Source organism: Nocardia sp. NPDC052112, from assembly GCF_040680135.1.
Taxonomy (GTDB): Bacteria; Actinomycetota; Actinomycetes; order Mycobacteriales; family Mycobacteriaceae; genus Nocardia.
In genome coordinates, this window is sequence record NZ_JBFAWD010000023.1 from 96,069 (window position 1) to 112,025 (window position 15,957).

The following is a 15,957-nucleotide window of genomic DNA, read 5'->3' on the forward strand; positions in this document are numbered from 1 at the left end:
GCCCGCGTCGGCGCGAGCCTCTCTACGCCAGCCGGAGCAGGCGTCACCGCCCCAGCCGAAGCATGAATCTCCGCACCTGCCGGAGTAAGCCTCTCCTCCGAGGTCGGCAGCTGCGTCGCTATCCGCGTCGGCACGAGCATCTCTGCCCCAACCGAAGCATCCGTCACCGCCCCAGCCGGAGCACGCGTTTCAGCCCCTGCCGAAGCATGCCTCTCCCCCGAGGTCGGCAGCTGCGTCGCAATCCGCGTCGGCACGAGCATCTCTGCCCCAACCGGAGCATCCGTCACTACCCGTGTCGGCGCGAGCCTCTCTACGCCAGCCGGAGCATGCACCTCCATCTGGTCCGGCGCGTGCGTCTCCAGCGGTGTTGACGCGAATGTCTCCACTCGCGTCGGTGCCGGCTGCTCATCCGCCCCGAGACGCTGTTGGCGCGATGGGTGCGGCTGTGGCATATCAGGGCGTGGCGGCTGCGCGGCTGGTGGGCGGGCCGACGCAGGTGGCGGGCCGACTGCCGAATGGTGGGCCGAGGGTCTGGCCGGGCCGGGCGGCGCTGATTGCGGTGCGGCATGTGGTAGGCGCGAGAGTGCGGTGGCCGCGTATGCGGCGGCGGCGAATTCGCGAGCGGTGGGGTAGCGCTGGGTCTGCTCCTTGGCCATGCCGCGGGCGATTACCGCGTCCAATTGCGGTGGGACCGCGGGGTTCACGGTTGAAACGCGCGGCGGGTCGGTCATCAGGTGGCCGTGCATCTGGCGCGCCGGGTCGGTGTCGCCGTACGGGCGGCGGCCGGTCAGGCATTCGTAGAGGACGCAGGCCAGGGAGTAGACGTCGGAGCGGGCGTCGACGGTGCCGTTGAAACGTTCCGGCGCCATATACGCCCAACTGCCGATGGCCGTGCCGGTGGCGGTGACGGCCGTCTGGCCCAGGCTCTGTGCGATGCCGAAGTCGATGAGATATGCGTGCCCACCGGTGCCGACCAGGATGTTCGACGGTTTGACGTCGCGGTGGATGAGACCGGCTCGGTGCGCCGCGTCCAGACCCGAGGCCGCCTGCGTTACGAAATCGACGGCTGCGATGGGAGTCAAAGTGCCGAGCCTGGTCAGCATTTCGGCCAGGTCGATGCCATCGACGTACTCCATATCGATGTATAACCGACCGTCGAGTTCGCCGAACCCGTGGATCGGCACGATATGCGGATGTCGCAGACTCGACCCGAGCCGGGCCTCGCGCTGGAATCGCTTTCGATAGTCCGCATCGGCGGCCACCTGCTCCGCCAACACCTTCAGCGCGACCGTACGCCCGGTTTCGCTGTCATGCGCCAGCCATACCGCCCCCATACCGCCCCGCCCGAGTAAACGGTCGAGCCGGTACTTCCCGAACTGCTCCCCCATCACTGACCTCCATCGCGGGGTGACGAGGCAGGTGGCCGCGCCGTTGCGGAGTGGGGCGGCAACCCGATCGAAACCGCATCGCCCGAACCTATTCCGACCCTAACGCCGCCACCCGCCGACGAACAGTGTGAGCTCCCCTACGTAGTCCTACTCAACACACGACTGCCACAAATGCCCCACCGATGCCTACTTGCCCGGCTTGGCGCGGCCGCCATGTCCGGGCTTGCCCTTGTTCGGCTTATCGTTGCCCGAGTCGCCATCGGCCGAATTGTTCACATGCGGATTTCCATTGCCGACCACGGTGGGGTCCAACTGCTGGCCGTCGGGTAGCTCGCCGAAGGGCTGCGCGGGAGCCCAATTCGCGATACCGCCACCCACCGTGCGACATGTGAGCGGTGTGCCATCCGCCGCAGCGGTAGTGCCATCGACATCCGGATCGCACCGCTGCCCAACCCCTGGAATCACCACGTTCGGCGACGCGGCCTGCGCCGATTCGGTCGGTACCACCGAACCGGGAACAGCCGGCGTAGTCCGACCAGACGACGGTGTCGCCGAACTCGATTCGCCCCCAGGCCGCCCCAGCCACAGCGCGAACCCGATCAAGGCAACCAGGGCAGCAATGGCCGCAGCCGCATGCCCCGGCCCGACTCCCCACACCCCCTCGCGCTCCCCCCGCAACTCAGCCTCTCGCGTCGAATCCCCCACACCCCCGTCAACCCACGTCGCCTCATGCGAAGTCCCACCCGCTCGCGCCCGCCGACCCACGACCTCATCGCCCCGAACCAGCTCACCCCGCGCCGACTCACCCATAACCTCGACATCCTGCGTCCACGCAGCTCCAGACTCGCCGTCTCGCGCCCGCTCACCCGCACGGCCACGACCTCGAACCGGCTCGCCCAAGGCCCTGCCGACCCACGCCGACTCACCCACAGCCCCGGGATGTCGCATCCACTCACCCACGGCCCCACCGGCCCACACCGACTCCCACCCAGACCCCGCCTCCCCCATCCGGGCACCTCCGCCCCGACGCAGGTTCGGCGGCCGCATCTCCGCCCACTCGGACGGCTCGCCCCGTACCGCCCCGCACACACACCCGGCACCCTTTGTCAGGGCCGGGCACCCCTCGTGGGGGGTGCCCGGATAACAGACGGGGTGCCCGGTGTGGGCATCGTGCGGCTGCTGCGCTGCGGACCCAGTGCGCTGCATCGACGCAGCCGCGGATTGGGGGACCTGCGGTCGCTCCGTTTCGATGGATCGCGTCGAGTTACCGGCAGATCGGGGGACGCATGGTCCGGGGGTCGGTTCGGCCGCATCAGTGCGCCAGGGCTTGGGTGGGGCATGGGTTGTCAGGACGGTTGAGGCGGCGATTTCGACTGTCGATGCTTCACGGCCGGTCGCCGCGGTGTACGCGGTGGCGGCGAATTCGCCTGCGCTGGAATAGCGTTGGCTTGGATCCTTGGCCATGGCGCGGGCGATGACGCGGTCCAGGGATGCGGGTACGGCGGGGTTCAGAGTGGCGGCGCTGGGTGGGGCGGTCAGCAGGTGAGCGCGCAGTTGTTGCGGTGAATCGGCATTGCCGAAAGGCCTTTGGCCGGTGAGGCATTCGTAGAGAACGCAGGCCAGCGAGTATTGGTCCGCGCGCGCTTCGGCGATGCCGTCGAAACGTTCCGGCGCCATATATGCCAGGGTGCCGATCACATTGCCGTGGGCCGTAATCGCGGGCTGGTCGATTCGATGGGCGATGCCGAAGTCGATCAGATGCACGAACCCGGTCGGGCCGACCATGATGTTGGACGGCTTGACGTCACGGTGCACCAAGCCGATCCGGTGCATGGCATCGAGCGCCATCGCGGTCTGCGCGATGATCGCCACCGCCCGCGCCGGATCCAGCGGCCCGGCTTCCCGCACCAATGCGGCGACATCGGTGCCCTCGATGAACTCCATATCGATGTATAGGCGACCGTCGAGTTCACCGAAGGCATGGATCGGAACCCGGTGCGGTCCAGGGGCCTGCGCCGCCAGGCGGGCCTCCCTGGTGAACCGCAGTCGGCAGGTCGGATCGGTCGTATGTGCGCACGCCAGGATCTTCACAGCGACGGCACGATCGGCGACGGTATCCCGGGCGAGCCAAACCTGCCCGGTCCCACCGCTGCCGAGCAACCGATCGAGGCGGTAGTGGCCGAACCACGCCTTGCCCATGTCGAACCTCCTACTACCTTCCGTTCGTCTTTTAGCTACCCGAAATCCACAGCGGCATTACCGAATCCGCGAATCAGATCCGGTGGCAGCGGTGATCATGACCCAACCGGGCTGCTCAGCGCCGCGAAATTCGATGAACCCGGAGTCGATGCCGCAGCACCGGAACGTTCAGCAAAAGCGGCTAGCCTTGCTGTTATGAGTGACCTGCCCGAGATTCGCATCGGCACCGCGGAGCGTGAGCAAGCGATGCAGCGCCTGTCCGATCATTTCGCCGCCGGGCGGCTCAGCGTGGCGGAGTTCGACGAGCGCAGCGCGGTGGTCGCGGCCGCACTGACCCGCGGCGACCTGGATAAAGTCTTTGTCGACCTGCCTGAACCCGCAGCCGTCGCCGCGGCACCCGCCAAACGCGACTCCGGATTCCTCGACGAGTGGCCGGAGCGGGTGATGGCGGTGATCCCGATCCTCGCCGTCATCCTCTTCTTCGTCACCGGCAGCTGGCTCTGGTTCCTCGCCATCCCACTCGCGGGTGCGCTGCTGTTCGGCGGTCGACACGAACACCAACGCCGCCGCCCGCGCGACCGTCGTCGCCGCCGGGAGGACTGATGGAGCCCGTCGAAATCAATGCGGGCACCTGGTACCTGCGTGCCCTGCGCGCCGACGACCGCATCGATGACCGCCCCGCCCTCGCCGACGGCGGCATCACCGATCCGAACTACGTCACTCTTCGCACTGAGCAATGGGATAACGAATCCCACTTCTCCTGGGCCGTCTGCGAACCCACCACTGCTGAACTGGTCGCCGAAATCGTCGTGACGCCTGGTGCCGACAACACCGCCGAACTCACCGGCTGGGCCCGCCCCGGTTACGAACTCGCCCTCGAAACCGGCACCACCGCGGTCCGCCGCTTCGTCGCGGGCGGCCTCGGCCTCCGACTCTCCTGAGCCGGCGGCCTCAGCGCATCACACCGGTGTGTCCGGTGGAGTAACGGCCCGGCTGCGGCCAGATGGTGAGTCCATGCGGTCCGCGCCCGACGGGTATGCGCGCCAGCAGGTTCCAGTTCTCGATATCGATTGCGTACACCTCACCGTGGTGTCGACCGGAGACCCAGAAAACGCGTCCGTCAGCGGACAGATTGCCCATATCCGGACTGCCACCGCCCGGGATGAACCACTTGCGCACCAATGCATTTGCGGCGAAATCCCAGACAGCGATGCTGCCCTCGTGCCGGTTGGTGATGAGCATCTGTTTGGAGTCGCGGGTGACATACAGGCCATGCGCCCCTTTGCCGGTCGGTACGAAACCGGTGTTCTCCCAAGTCGATGCGTCGATCGTGTAGATGCCGTCCGCGACCATATCGGCGATGAAGAAGGTGCGCCCGTCCGGGGACAGCTTGACATCCTGTGGCTTGCCACCACGTCCGCCCGGCAGGTCGATCATCTTGACCACCGTGCGCTCGGCCACGTCGAAAACCAGCATGCGGCCGATGAATTCACAACTGACCAGGGCGAATCGACCGTCGGCGGTGAAGTCCATGTGGTCGACGCCCGCGCAGTCGGGCACCGCGAGGGTATGCACCTTCTGCCAGGTGTGCGGATCGTAGAAGTCCAGTGACTTATCCGCCTCCGCGACGACCAGCGCGTATCGGCCATCCGGCGTGTAGTACATGTTGTAGGGGTCACGCACCGGAAACGGCTCGCCGGGTTTGCCGGTGCGCGGATCGATCGGCAGCAGGGTGCCCCCGCCGATCGGCAGATCATTGGTGACATACAGCGTCTGCATGTCATAGGACGGCACCACATGCTGGGGTTCCCGACCACCGGCCGGGAAGGTGTCGATCACCTGAAAGGTTGCCGGGTCGATAACCGAAACCGAATGCGATTCGCTGTTCGGCACGTAGACCAGGGGCCGATGATCGGCCACCGCCGGGCTCAACTCCCGATTCGCGGCATACACATCGGTCGGTGACAACGGCGGCGGCATGCCGGGTAACAGATTCTCCCGATGCGGCGGGGCCGCGCTGGTGGCGGCGGCGACCGTGGTGGGCGGCGCGGTGACCACACCCGCCGATCCGGCCTCGCTCGTGGCGCACCCCGCGACCGTCACCAGGACGGTCAGCGAGGCGAGCAGTGGTTGGATGGCGGAGGTTCTGGTTCCGCCGTTCGGTGCGCAGCTTCGGTGATTGCGCTGTCGGTTCACGCGCTGCACCGTGCCAGGAGGTGGTGAAGACGAGATGACATGGGTGCGAAGCCTAGGCGTTACCGCCTGGTTTCCACAGCAATCCCCGCCAGGGCGCGACGGATTGCCCGAATCATCCGGAAATACGCAGTCGGACAGTCGAATTTCGGGTTGCGGTCGGATAGCTACCCGACCGTGCCGAGTACCCGATCGAGCGCGTCGACCGCGGCATCCAACTCCGCCTCGGTCACGGTGAGCGGTGGCCGGAATCGGATACCGCACTCACCGGTGCCGAGAATCAGCACGTGCTCGCGTTCCCGCAGCGCGGTCAGCACTTCGTCCCGCAGTTCGGCCGAAGTCAGCGTGATTGCGCACATCAATCCGCGGCCGCGCGGTTCGGTGATCCGAGGGTGGTCCGCCGCGAGCTGTTCCAGACGCCGCAGCAGGTGCGCGCCGAGCGGTCGTGATCGCTCGATCAGCTCATCTCGCTCGAGCACCTCGAGGATGCGCCGGGTCCGCACCATATCGGTGAGATTGCCGCCCCAGGTGGAATTGAGCCGGGAGCTGACCACGAAGACGTTATCGGGCACCTCGTCCACGCGCCCGCCCGCCATGATGCCGCAGATCTGGGTCTTCTTGCCGAACGCGACAATATCGGGCTCGATCCCGAGTTGCTGGTAGGCCCATGTGGTTCCGGTCATGCCGACACCGGTCTGCACCTCGTCGAGGATGAACAGCGCGTCGTTGTCGTGACAGAGCCGCTGCACGGCCTGCAGGAATTCCGGGCGCAGGTGACGGTCGCCGCCCTCGCCCTGAATCGGTTCGGCGATGAAACACGCTATATCGTGCGGGTTTTCGGCGAAGGCGCGGCGCATCTGGTCGAGTGCGTGCGCTTCGGCGGCGGCGATGTCGACACCGTTGGCCGGGAACGGTGCATCGATGCGCGGCCAATCGAATGTGGGGAAACGGGCCGTCTTCACCGGGTCGGTATTGGTCAGCGACATGGTGTAGCCGGTGCGACCGTGGAACGCTCCGGTCAGGTGCAGCACCTTGGTGCCGAGTTCCGGTGCGCGCCCATGCGATTCGTTATGCCTGCTCTTCCAGTCGAACGCGACCTTGAGCGCGTTCTCCACCGCCAGTGCGCCGCCGTCGATGAAGAACAGATGCGGTAGCCGTGGATCGCCGAGCACCCGCACGAAAGTTTCGACGAAGCGGGCCATCTCGACGGTGTAGATATCGGAGTTGCTCGGCTTGTTGATCGCCGCGGCGGCCAGTTCGGCCCGGAACACTTCGTCCTCGGCCAGCGCGGGATGGTTCATGCCGAGGGCATTCGAGGCGAAGAAGCCGAACATATCGAGGTAGGAGCTGCCGTCCCGTTCATCGACGATCCGGCAGCCACGGGATTCCCGTAGATCCAGCACCAGGTCGAATCCGTCGACGAGGATGTGCGCCGACAAGATCTCATGTACCCGGGAGGCGGGAGTGACCGGTGCAGTGTCACTCCCCGCGCGGGTGCGCTCCAGTTCGATGGTCACACCCGTAGGGTACGGAAATCTTTACGAAAGTTCTACGGAATAACGGAGTAATTACGGTCAGATGGCTACCTGTCGTAGAATGTCTGCAAAATGATGGTGCTTCGAGTCCTCACGTTGGCGGTCGCCCTGATCTCCTGTAGCAACTGCTCGAGGTGCCGAGGAGAGGCCACCCGCACCAGCAACACGTAGCTCTCGTCACCGGCCACCGAGTGGCATGCCTCGATTCCGGGGATATGTTGCAGCACGGCCGGCGCGTCATCGGGTTGCGAGGGGTCGAGAGGAGTGATGGCGACGAATGCCGACAACAGCTGCCCGAGTGCCTCTGGATCGACATGTGCGGTGTAGCCACGGATCACCCCGCGCGCCTCTAATCTGCGAACCCGCGATTGCACAGCCGAGACCGATAAACTCGCCTTTTCGGCCAGATTCGACAGGGTGGCGCGACCATCGGCCATCAGTTCACGAATCAGCAGGCGATCGATGTCATCGAGTACGGGTCTTGCCGGTGTATCCGCCATCAGCGAAGGCTAACCCAGCGGAGGCCACTCGTGGCGAAAACTTTTACTCGTTAACCCACCGTACCCATCCGATATTGTTCGCGAACCCAAAGCTACAGCGGAGCAACCGATGACAGATACGCTCGACGACCACCGGACCAAGGACTTGGCCGCCCGCGCTGCCGAACTGCTGCACACACTCGGCGCGCAGACACCGGTAGCGGGCGAACTGCCCGCGCGCACGCCGATCACCGGCGGCACGCTCATGACCCTGCCCACCGATTCTCTCGACGATGCGGATGCGGCGATCAGCAGAGCAGCGGCGGCCTTCCGCGGATGGCGCACCGCACCCGCGCCGGTACGGGCCGGGGTGGTGCGGCGACTGGCCGAACTACTCACCGCCCACAGGGCCGAACTCGGCGAGTTGGTCACCCTGGAGGCCGGGAAGATCGGCGCCGAGGCCGTCGGCGAGGTGCAGGAGATGGTCGATATCTGCGAGTTCGCGATCGGACTGTCGCGCCAGCTCTACGGCAAGACCATGCCCTCGGAGCGACCCGGACATCGACTGATGGAGACCTGGCATCCACTCGGCGTGGTCGGGGTGATCTCGGCGTTCAATTTCCCGGTCGCGGTCTGGGCCTGGAATACCGCCGTGGCGCTGGTCTGCGGTGACACGGTGGTGTGGAAGCCGTCGGAGACGACGCCGCTGACCGCGCTGGCCTGCCATACGCTGTTGCGCCGCGCGGCAACCGATGTCGGCGCGGATCCCGAAGTGCATCAATTGATTCAAGGTGGGGCGGAGGTCGGGTCCCGGCTGGTCGACGATGAGCGGGTGGCACTGGTGAGCGCGACCGGTTCGGTGCGGATGGGCCGCACGGTGGCACCGCGGGTGGCCGCTCGGTTCGGGCGGTGTCTGCTGGAGTTGGGCGGCAATAACGGCGCGATCGTCACGCCCACGGCGGATGTGGAGTTGGCGGCGCGCGGCATCGTGTTCGCGGCAGCGGGTACGGCCGGGCAGCGCTGTACGACATTACGTCGGCTGATCGTGCACGCCGATATCGTCGGACCGCTGCTGGATAAAGTCGCCGGGGCGTATCGACAACTGCGCGTTGGCAATCCGCTCGACGACGGTGTCCTCGTCGGCCCGCTGATCAACGGCCGCGCCTACGAAGGGATGCGCGTGGCGATCGATCGTGCGCTCGCCGATGGCGGTGAATTGGTCTGCGGTGGTGAACGTGTCGACGGTTTCGGCGACGATGCCTTCTATGTGCGCCCCGCGATCGTGCGCATGCCCGCCCAGACCGCCGTGGTCCGCGAGGAAACCTTCGCGCCGATCCTGTACGTGCTGACCTACCGCGACTTCGACGCCGCCATCGAGCTGCACAACGGTGTGCCGCAGGGCCTTTCCTCTGCCGTATTCACCGCCGACCAGCGCGAGGCCGAACGCTTCCTCGCCGCCGACGGCTCCGATTGCGGTATCGCCAACGTCAATATCGGCACCTCCGGTGCGGAGATCGGTGGCGCGTTCGGCGGCGAGAAGCAGACCGGCGGCGGCCGGGAATCCGGGTCGGACTCGTGGAAGGCATACATGCGCCGGGCGACCAACACCGTCAATTACTCCGATCAGCTGCCACTGGCACAGGGCATCCAATTCGGCTGAGCCCCCATGGCTGCCACCACCACAAAGCATCCAATCCGGCTCAACCCCCATGGCTGCCACCACCACAAAGCATCCAATCCGGCTCAACCCCCATGGCTGCCACCACCACAAAGCATCCAACTCAGCTGAACCCCCGTGCTGCGGCTCGCGGTGGGAATACCTGATGCGCTCGCAGTCACGCACGGGATGTGCCGTGTGCGAGACAGCAGAATTGCGACAGCGTCGAGACGTCGATCCGGCGCGGCCGCATCCGCGGCATCGCGGTGGCGCGAATAAATCGCTCGCTGGACCGCGGGCGTCGACGTAACGTTGTTTGTACGACGCAGGGTGGAGCAGCTAGGTAGCTCGCTGGGCTCATAATCCAGAAGTCGCAGGTTCGAATCCTGCCCCTGCCACTGATGATCCAGGCCGGTCGGTTTCCAAACCGACTGGCCTGGCCCCTTTTTTGTGCTGCGGCGAGTCGTCGCAAGTGTCGGTAACGGGATGTATGCCAGGCCGATGGAGCGAGTAGCCCAGGCATCCAACCCTTTTAGACCGGCCTGGCAGCATCTCAGTAGGGAACATGAGAAACCGCTTCACCACACTCGTCGGCACCGGCATCGCCCTCGCGAGTGCGCTCACATTGCTGCTCAGCGGCTGCGCAGCGCAATCGAGCGGCCCCGGCCGCACCGCCGCGACGGCGTCGATCACCTCGGCCGAGACCTCGACAACGTCGCCGCAGCCGACCACGACCGCACCGCCGCCCACATCGATAACACCGACCACGACCGTCGCACCGCCGCCCACCTCGGTAGCACCACCGGCGGCGGCGCCCATACCGCCCGCACCGGCACCACCCGCCCCGCTTGCACAATCCCAATCGACCTGCGGCAACGACTCCTACCTCAACGCGGACAACCAATGTATCCACCGCCCCCAGTCCGCACCCGCTGCCCCACCCGGCGCCACCGCCCGCTGCGCCGACGGCACCTACAGCTACAGCCAAACCCGCTCCGGCACCTGCTCCCACCACGGTGGCGTCACCGCCTGGCTGTAACCTCCGGCCACCGCGACGGCGTCCCACGGTACCGGGCACCCCGTCTCCCAGCCGGGCACCCCGCACAAGGGGTGCCCGGTCCCGACAGGGGGGTGCCCAGAAACCCCGCCGGTGGCGGGAGGCAGCCTTTGCGGGGGGCGTGGGCGGGGTCACAGTTTGTCTCGCATCGTGCATAGGTTGCGCCCAGTGTGTGGGCGATCTGTTGAGCATAGTGCTCAATGCGGTTGATATCGGTTGTGCGTTCAGCTCTTCATGTACAGGATGGCGGGTAGAAATGCTCAACGAAGCGAGGTGCCCGATCGGTGCTTCGCGGACGGGTGGACGATATGACCGAGCTCGCGGACCGCGAACTGATCCCAGCCCCCTATGACCTCGCCGACCGCTACCGGGTCGGCGCGGGCACCGTTGTCCTCACCGGCGTCCAGGCGATCGCTCGACAACTGGTCGAGCAGCATGTTCGTGATCTGCGCGCCGGACGCCGGGTGGGCACCTTCGTCTCCGGATATCAGGGCAGCCCACTGGGCGGCGTCGACAAGATGCTCGGCGGGATGCCGAATGTATTGGCCGAGCACGATATTTCGTTTGTCCCGGGGTTGAACGAGGAACTCGCGGCGACCTCGGTATGGGGTAGTCAGGCCGATCTGCCCGCGGGTGCGGCGACACATGATGGTGTTGTCGGGGTCTGGTATGGCAAGGGCCCGGGGCTCGACCGCGCGACGGATGCCCTGCGGCACGCCAATATGTACGGGACGAATGCCCGCGGTGGCGTGCTGTTGCTGGTCGGTGATGATCCGGCATCCAAGTCCTCGACGGTGCCAGCGGTGAGCGAGCGTTCGCTGGCCGCGATGGGTATCCCGGTTCTGTTCCCACGCAATGCGCGCGAGATCATCACGATGGGTCTACACGGTGTCGCGCTCTCGCGGGCATCGGGATGCCTGGTCGCGCTGAAGATCGTCGCCGATGTCGCCGACGGCGCGTGGACGGTCGACGGCACGGTCGGTGACATCGACATCGCGGTCCCCGAGATCGATTGGGAGGGTAGGCCGTTCACCTATCTGCAGCGGCCGATGGCCGCACCGACCGACAGCGTGCTCGCCGAGGCCGATCTGTACGGGCCGCGCCGGAAGATGGTGCAGGCCTATAGCGCCCTCAATGAAATCGACGTCATCGAGGTGAATCCGGCGGGTGCCCGCATTGGAATCGCTGCCACCGGAACCACATTCGACGCTGTGCGCCAGGCGCTGCTCGACCTCGGGATCGACGACGACGCGCTGGATCGCGCCGGGGTCCGATTGCTGCGCATCGGGATGCCGTATCCCATTGCGCCCGAAAGGGTCCGGCAGTTCGCCGAAGGGTTGGAGCGGATCGTTGTCGTCGAGGACAAGACCGCGTTCATCGAAACGCAGATCCGCGAGATCCTCTACGGCACTGCCGATGCGCCGCAGATCATCGGCAAACGCGATGCCGAGAACCGGCCGCTGTTCGCCCAGGACGGCGAGCTCACCTCCAGTCGAATCGTGGCACCGCTGCGCCGCGCGCTGCAGGGTCGGCTGGAGATGAAACGTCCCTTGCCGCAACCACTATCGCTCGCCGTTCTGCCTGCGAAGCGAGCCGCCTACTTCTGCAGCGGCTGCCCGCACAACCGGTCCACCGCGGTGCCGGAAGGGTCGATCGCCGGTGGTGGCATCGGCTGCCACACCATGGTGACGTTGTCCGGTCGCGACGACAGCAAGGTGACCGGGCTGACCCAGATGGGCGGCGAGGGTGCGCAGTGGATCGGGCAGGCACCGTTCACCTCGGTACCGCATCTGTTCCAGAACATCGGTGACGGAACGTATTTCCACTCCGGACAACTCGCCGTGCAAGCCTGTATCGCCGCCGGTGTGAACATCACCTACAAGCTGCTCTACAACGACGTCGTCGCGATGACCGGTGCGCAGGACGCCGAGGGCGCACTCGCGGTCCCCATGCTGACCCACAAACTCACCACCGAGGGCGTGCGGCAGATCATCATCTGCGCGGACGAACCCAAGAAGTACCGCAAGCGCGACCTCGCCGCCGGAACCCTGCTCTGGCACCGGGATCGGCTCGACGAAGCCCAGCGCACCCTGCGCGAGATTCCCGGCGTGACCGTGCTCATCTACGACCAGCACTGTGCCGCCGACGCGCGCCGCCAGCGCAAACGGGGCACGCTGCCGGTCCGGCGGACCCGGGTGGTCATCAACGAGGCGGTGTGCGAAGGCTGCGGCGACTGCGGTGTCAAGAGCAACTGTCTGTCGGTGCAACCGGTCGATACCGAATTCGGCCGCAAGACCCGCATCGACCAGACCTCCTGCAATACCGATTACAGCTGCATGGACGGCGATTGCCCCTCCTTCGTCACCGTCGAGCTGCCGGATCCGGCGAAAGCCGAGAAGCGCAAGACAAATCGACGCCCCGAGCCGCCGGTACTGCCCGACCTGCCGAATGGTGCACCGGCGAGGACGCAGAACGTATTTCTCGCCGGTATCGGCGGCACCGGAATCGTGACCGTCAACCAGGTGCTCGCGACCGCGGCATTGCGCGCCGGGTACGAGGTGGCGAGCCTGGACCAGATCGGCCTGAGTCAGAAGGCCGGGCCGGTCGTATCGCACCTGCGCTTCGCGAGTGGCGAATTGGAACCCGCGAACCGCCTGACCCCGGGTTCGGCCGATTGTATCGTCGCGTTCGATCTGCTCGCCGCGACCGATAGCAAGAATCTGGCCTACGGGTCGGAGCAGACCACTTTGTCGGTCGCGTCGACCAGCAAGACGCCGACCGGCGCTATGGTCTACGACAAGTCCGTCGCGTATCCCGAAGAGCGCGAACTGCTTTCCCGACTCGAGCAGGTGTCGCATTCGGTGCGATCGTTCGACGCGCTGGCCGCGGCCGAGGTGCTGTTCGGCAATACCGCGGCCGCCAACTTCCTGCTCGTCGGCGCCGCGTATCAGATCGGCGGTCTGCGCATACCCGCTTCGGCCATCGAGGAGGCCATCGAAATCAACGGCGTTGCGGTGCAGGCAAATATCGCGGCATTCCGCTGGGGTCGGGTGGCGGTTGCGCGGCCGGCGGAATTCGCCGCCGTCACGGCTCGCACGACGCACAAGGGTACCGAAATAGCGATTCCGACAGACCTTTTCGGCGGTGTAACCGCGACAGGTGAGACTCGGCGGCTGCTCGAAATGCGTGCCGTCGAGCTGATCGGCTTCCAAGGCGTGCGCGTCGCCCGCGACTATGTCCATGTCGTGCAACGTATTTGGGAGGCCGAGCAACGCGTCACCGATCGCACCGAATTCAGCGAGCAGGTGGCCCGCGGCCTCTACAAGTTCACCGCCTACAAGGACGAATACGAGGTGGCCCGCCGCTTGACCGATCCGGCCTTCCTCGACCAGGTCAGCGAGCAACTCCCGGACGGCGCCGACCTCACCTACCGCCTACACCCGCCGATCCTGCGCGCCATGGGCCGCAAGAAGAAGATCGGCCTCGGCCCTCGCAGCCACTTCGCCCTGCGTGTCCTCGCCAGGGGAAAGCGACTGCGCGGCACCAAGTTCGATCCCTTCGGTTACGCGCACGTCCGCCGCGTCGAACGCACCCTGCTCGCCCATTACACGGATATGGTGACCACCCTGGCCATCAACCTCGCCCCAACGGACTACGACCGCGCCGCCCGAGCCGCCGCACTCCCCGACGTGGTCCGCGGCTACGAGGACATCAAACTGGCCAACGTCGAACTCTACCGAAACGCCCTCCGCGAGCTCGGCATCGAACCCCCCGCACTCTGACCTTGGCACCCCGTCGCGACACCCGGCCCTCTACACGGGGTGCCCAGTCGTAAGACAGGGTGCCCGACCATCAGAGCGAGCGCCCAGCCACCAGACCAGGCACCCCATCGCGGCACCCCATACAGAGGGTGCCCAGTGATAAATCGGGGTGCCCGGTCGTCGGACCGAGCGCCCGATCATTAGACAGAGCGCCCAGCCGTCGAACCGAGTGCCCACCATTGGACCGAGCGCTCCGCCATCGGACGGACCGCTCGGCCATCAGAGCGAACAACCCGCCATCAGACAGAGTGCCCGACCATCAGAGCGAGCGCCCCGCGGTCAGAACCAGCGCCCCGCGGTCAGAACCAGCACCCCGCGGTCAGAACCAGCACCCAGCCACCAGACCGGGCACCCCATCGCAGCACCGGGCACCCCATCGCAGCACCGGGCACCCCATCACAGCACCAGGCACCCCACATCACAGGGAATCAGGGCACAAGATGGGGTGCCCGCCATCAGACAGAGCGCCTCGCCATCACAGCCAGCGCCCGGCCGCCAGGCCCAGTGACCAGCCACCAGACCGGGCACCCAGTCTCGACACCCGGCACCCCATACAGAGGGTGCCCAGTCGTAAGACGGGGTGCCCGGTTGTCAGGCCGAGCGTTTGACTACCAGGCAGAAGGGCTCAATCGCTGGAGGAGTATCCAGTTGTGCGGCGGTGCCTGGTCGGTTCAGATGCGGGGAGTGCGGAGCCAGGTGCCGAGGCGTGGGGTGTGGCAGGCGATTTCGGCTGCGGAGTGGAGGCGGTGCAGCCATTGGGTGGGGTGGTCGATGTCTCGCCAGACCCAGCGGACAACGATCCAGCCGAGTGCGCGCAGGGCGTCTTCGCGGACCTTCTCGTCGATGACGACATCCTCGGGAGTACGCGGGCCTCGCATTTCGCCGCGGTACTTGATCATTCCGTCGAACTCGCCGACGACACCCAGTTCGGGCCAGAGAAAGTCGACTCTGGCGACCCGGGACCCATCGGGCGCACTGATGTGCGCCTGCGGTTCCGGAACTGGCAGGTCGAGTGCGCGCAACGCGACGCGGCTTCGCGATTCACCGACGGATTCGGCTCGTCCATCGAGGAAGTCGACCACCCGCTTCGCGGCGGGGCAGCCAGGTCTACCGGCGGCCCGGGTGAGTTGTTCGTTCAGCTCATCCCGGGAGGTCTTGCCCATCCGTAATCCGGCGTCGCCGATCACAACGGCCTGCTCGAACGGCAGCGTCCGCGCGAGGTCGATGACGGTGCGCGCGACGGATGTCGCCCGCAGTTCGTCGATCTCGACTTGCTCATCCGGTGCGATCCGTCCCCGGTGCACGACCAGCTGTCGTCGAGTGCGACATCCGCCACTACGGTCACGAGTCACGTGAACCTGGGAGAGCGGCACCGACCAAAGCGGTAGTTCGTGGATGGCCGCCGCCGACACATGGGAGATCCGCGCGTCTGGGCTCACCATCGCTGTCGCCGCGCGGGCCGCGATTATGTGACGCTGCGCGGCGGACAGTCCGACGGCACTGGTGGCATCGAGGTAGTGCCCCCGACGCATTCGGCACCATGTCCGCCCGCCCAGCTCGTGGTCGGTATATCCCGCGGCAAGCGCGGCACGACGAGATATCGGCTCAGGAATCCCCATACCGTCGAT

At 66.3% G+C, this 15,957-nt stretch carries 11 protein-coding genes and 1 tRNA gene; 6 read left to right on the forward strand and 6 right to left on the reverse strand.

Going from position 1 to position 15,957, the window contains the following annotated elements:
• The coding region (locus AB0L58_RS33905) for a protein kinase (protein ID WP_364393412.1) at positions 1-1,388 on the reverse strand (1,388 nt) is incomplete at its 3' end.
• Positions 1,389-1,574: 186 nt separating this feature from the next.
• Positions 1,575-3,587 (reverse strand): serine/threonine-protein kinase, encoded by a 2,013-nt coding sequence (locus tag AB0L58_RS33910; protein WP_364393414.1) that lies wholly within the window; start codon positions 3,585-3,587, stop codon positions 1,575-1,577.
• 195 nt (positions 3,588-3,782) lie between these two features.
• Here AB0L58_RS33910 and AB0L58_RS33915 point away from each other — a divergent pair, with 195 nt between their 5' ends.
• Together AB0L58_RS33915 and AB0L58_RS33920 are read left to right on the forward strand one after the other, a co-directional pair.
• Entirely contained in the window at positions 3,783-4,190 is a 408-nt protein-coding gene (locus AB0L58_RS33915; protein WP_364393416.1) for a DUF1707 domain-containing protein, read from the forward strand.
• Entirely contained in the window at positions 4,190-4,528 is a 339-nt protein-coding gene (locus AB0L58_RS33920) for a hypothetical protein (protein ID WP_364393418.1), read from the forward strand. Before AB0L58_RS33915 ends, AB0L58_RS33920 begins: the two co-directional genes overlap by 1 nt.
• A gap of 10 nt (positions 4,529-4,538) precedes the next feature.
• On the opposite strand, the gene AB0L58_RS33925 is transcribed toward AB0L58_RS33920, so the two are convergent.
• The 3 genes from AB0L58_RS33925 to AB0L58_RS33935 all read right to left on the reverse strand — a co-directional run bounded on the left by AB0L58_RS33925 (position 4,539) and on the right by AB0L58_RS33935 (position 7,815).
• The gene (locus AB0L58_RS33925; protein ID WP_364393421.1) at positions 4,539-5,783 is read right to left on the reverse strand and encodes a hypothetical protein; all 1,245 of its coding nucleotides are present in this window, start codon (positions 5,781-5,783) and stop codon (positions 4,539-4,541) included.
• A 164-nt stretch (positions 5,784-5,947) separates the two neighbouring features.
• Positions 5,948-7,297, reverse strand: coding sequence for an L-lysine 6-transaminase (gene lat, locus AB0L58_RS33930; protein WP_364393423.1), 1,350 nt, complete (start codon positions 7,295-7,297; stop codon positions 5,948-5,950).
• 65 nt (positions 7,298-7,362) lie between these two features.
• Complete coding sequence (locus tag AB0L58_RS33935; protein WP_040686931.1) at positions 7,363-7,815, reverse strand: Lrp/AsnC family transcriptional regulator; 453 nt, start codon at positions 7,813-7,815, stop codon at positions 7,363-7,365.
• Positions 7,816-7,924: 109 nt separating this feature from the next.
• On the opposite strand from AB0L58_RS33935, the gene AB0L58_RS33940 reads away from it, so the two are divergent.
• The 4 genes from AB0L58_RS33940 (at position 7,925) to AB0L58_RS33955 (ending at position 14,290) form a co-directional block, all read left to right on the forward strand.
• Positions 7,925-9,454, forward strand: coding sequence for an aldehyde dehydrogenase family protein (locus AB0L58_RS33940; RefSeq protein ID WP_364393425.1), 1,530 nt, complete (start codon positions 7,925-7,927; stop codon positions 9,452-9,454).
• A gap of 321 nt (positions 9,455-9,775) precedes the next feature.
• A tRNA-Met gene (locus tag AB0L58_RS33945) sits at positions 9,776-9,849 on the forward strand.
• A gap of 167 nt (positions 9,850-10,016) precedes the next feature.
• Positions 10,017-10,490, forward strand: a complete 474-nt coding sequence (locus AB0L58_RS33950; protein WP_364393428.1) for a DUF3761 domain-containing protein — start codon at positions 10,017-10,019, stop codon at positions 10,488-10,490.
• A gap of 326 nt (positions 10,491-10,816) precedes the next feature.
• Positions 10,817-14,290 (forward strand): indolepyruvate ferredoxin oxidoreductase family protein, encoded by a 3,474-nt coding sequence (locus AB0L58_RS33955; RefSeq protein ID WP_364393430.1) that lies wholly within the window; start codon positions 10,817-10,819, stop codon positions 14,288-14,290.
• A 710-nt stretch (positions 14,291-15,000) separates the two neighbouring features.
• On the opposite strand, the gene AB0L58_RS33960 is transcribed toward AB0L58_RS33955, so the two are convergent.
• Positions 15,001-15,948 (reverse strand): hypothetical protein, encoded by a 948-nt coding sequence (locus tag AB0L58_RS33960; RefSeq protein WP_364393432.1) that lies wholly within the window; start codon positions 15,946-15,948, stop codon positions 15,001-15,003.
• Positions 15,949-15,957: the final 9 nt, after the last annotated feature.

Coding starts and splice junctions, on each gene's coding strand:
- AB0L58_RS33910 (WP_364393414.1), bottom strand. CDS start 3,587: ATGGGCAAGGCGTGGTTCGGCCACTACCGCCTCGATCGGTTGCTCGGC.
- AB0L58_RS33915 (WP_364393416.1), top strand. CDS start 3,783: ATGAGTGACCTGCCCGAGATTCGCATCGGCACCGCGGAGCGTGAGCAA.
- AB0L58_RS33920 (WP_364393418.1), top strand. CDS start 4,190: ATGGAGCCCGTCGAAATCAATGCGGGCACCTGGTACCTGCGTGCCCTG.
- AB0L58_RS33935 (WP_040686931.1), bottom strand. CDS start 7,815: ATGGCGGATACACCGGCAAGACCCGTACTCGATGACATCGATCGCCTG.
- AB0L58_RS33940 (WP_364393425.1), top strand. CDS start 7,925: ATGACAGATACGCTCGACGACCACCGGACCAAGGACTTGGCCGCCCGC.
- AB0L58_RS33950 (WP_364393428.1), top strand. CDS start 10,017: ATGAGAAACCGCTTCACCACACTCGTCGGCACCGGCATCGCCCTCGCG.
- AB0L58_RS33955 (WP_364393430.1), top strand. CDS start 10,817: ATGACCGAGCTCGCGGACCGCGAACTGATCCCAGCCCCCTATGACCTC.
- AB0L58_RS33960 (WP_364393432.1), bottom strand. CDS start 15,948: ATGGGGATTCCTGAGCCGATATCTCGTCGTGCCGCGCTTGCCGCGGGA.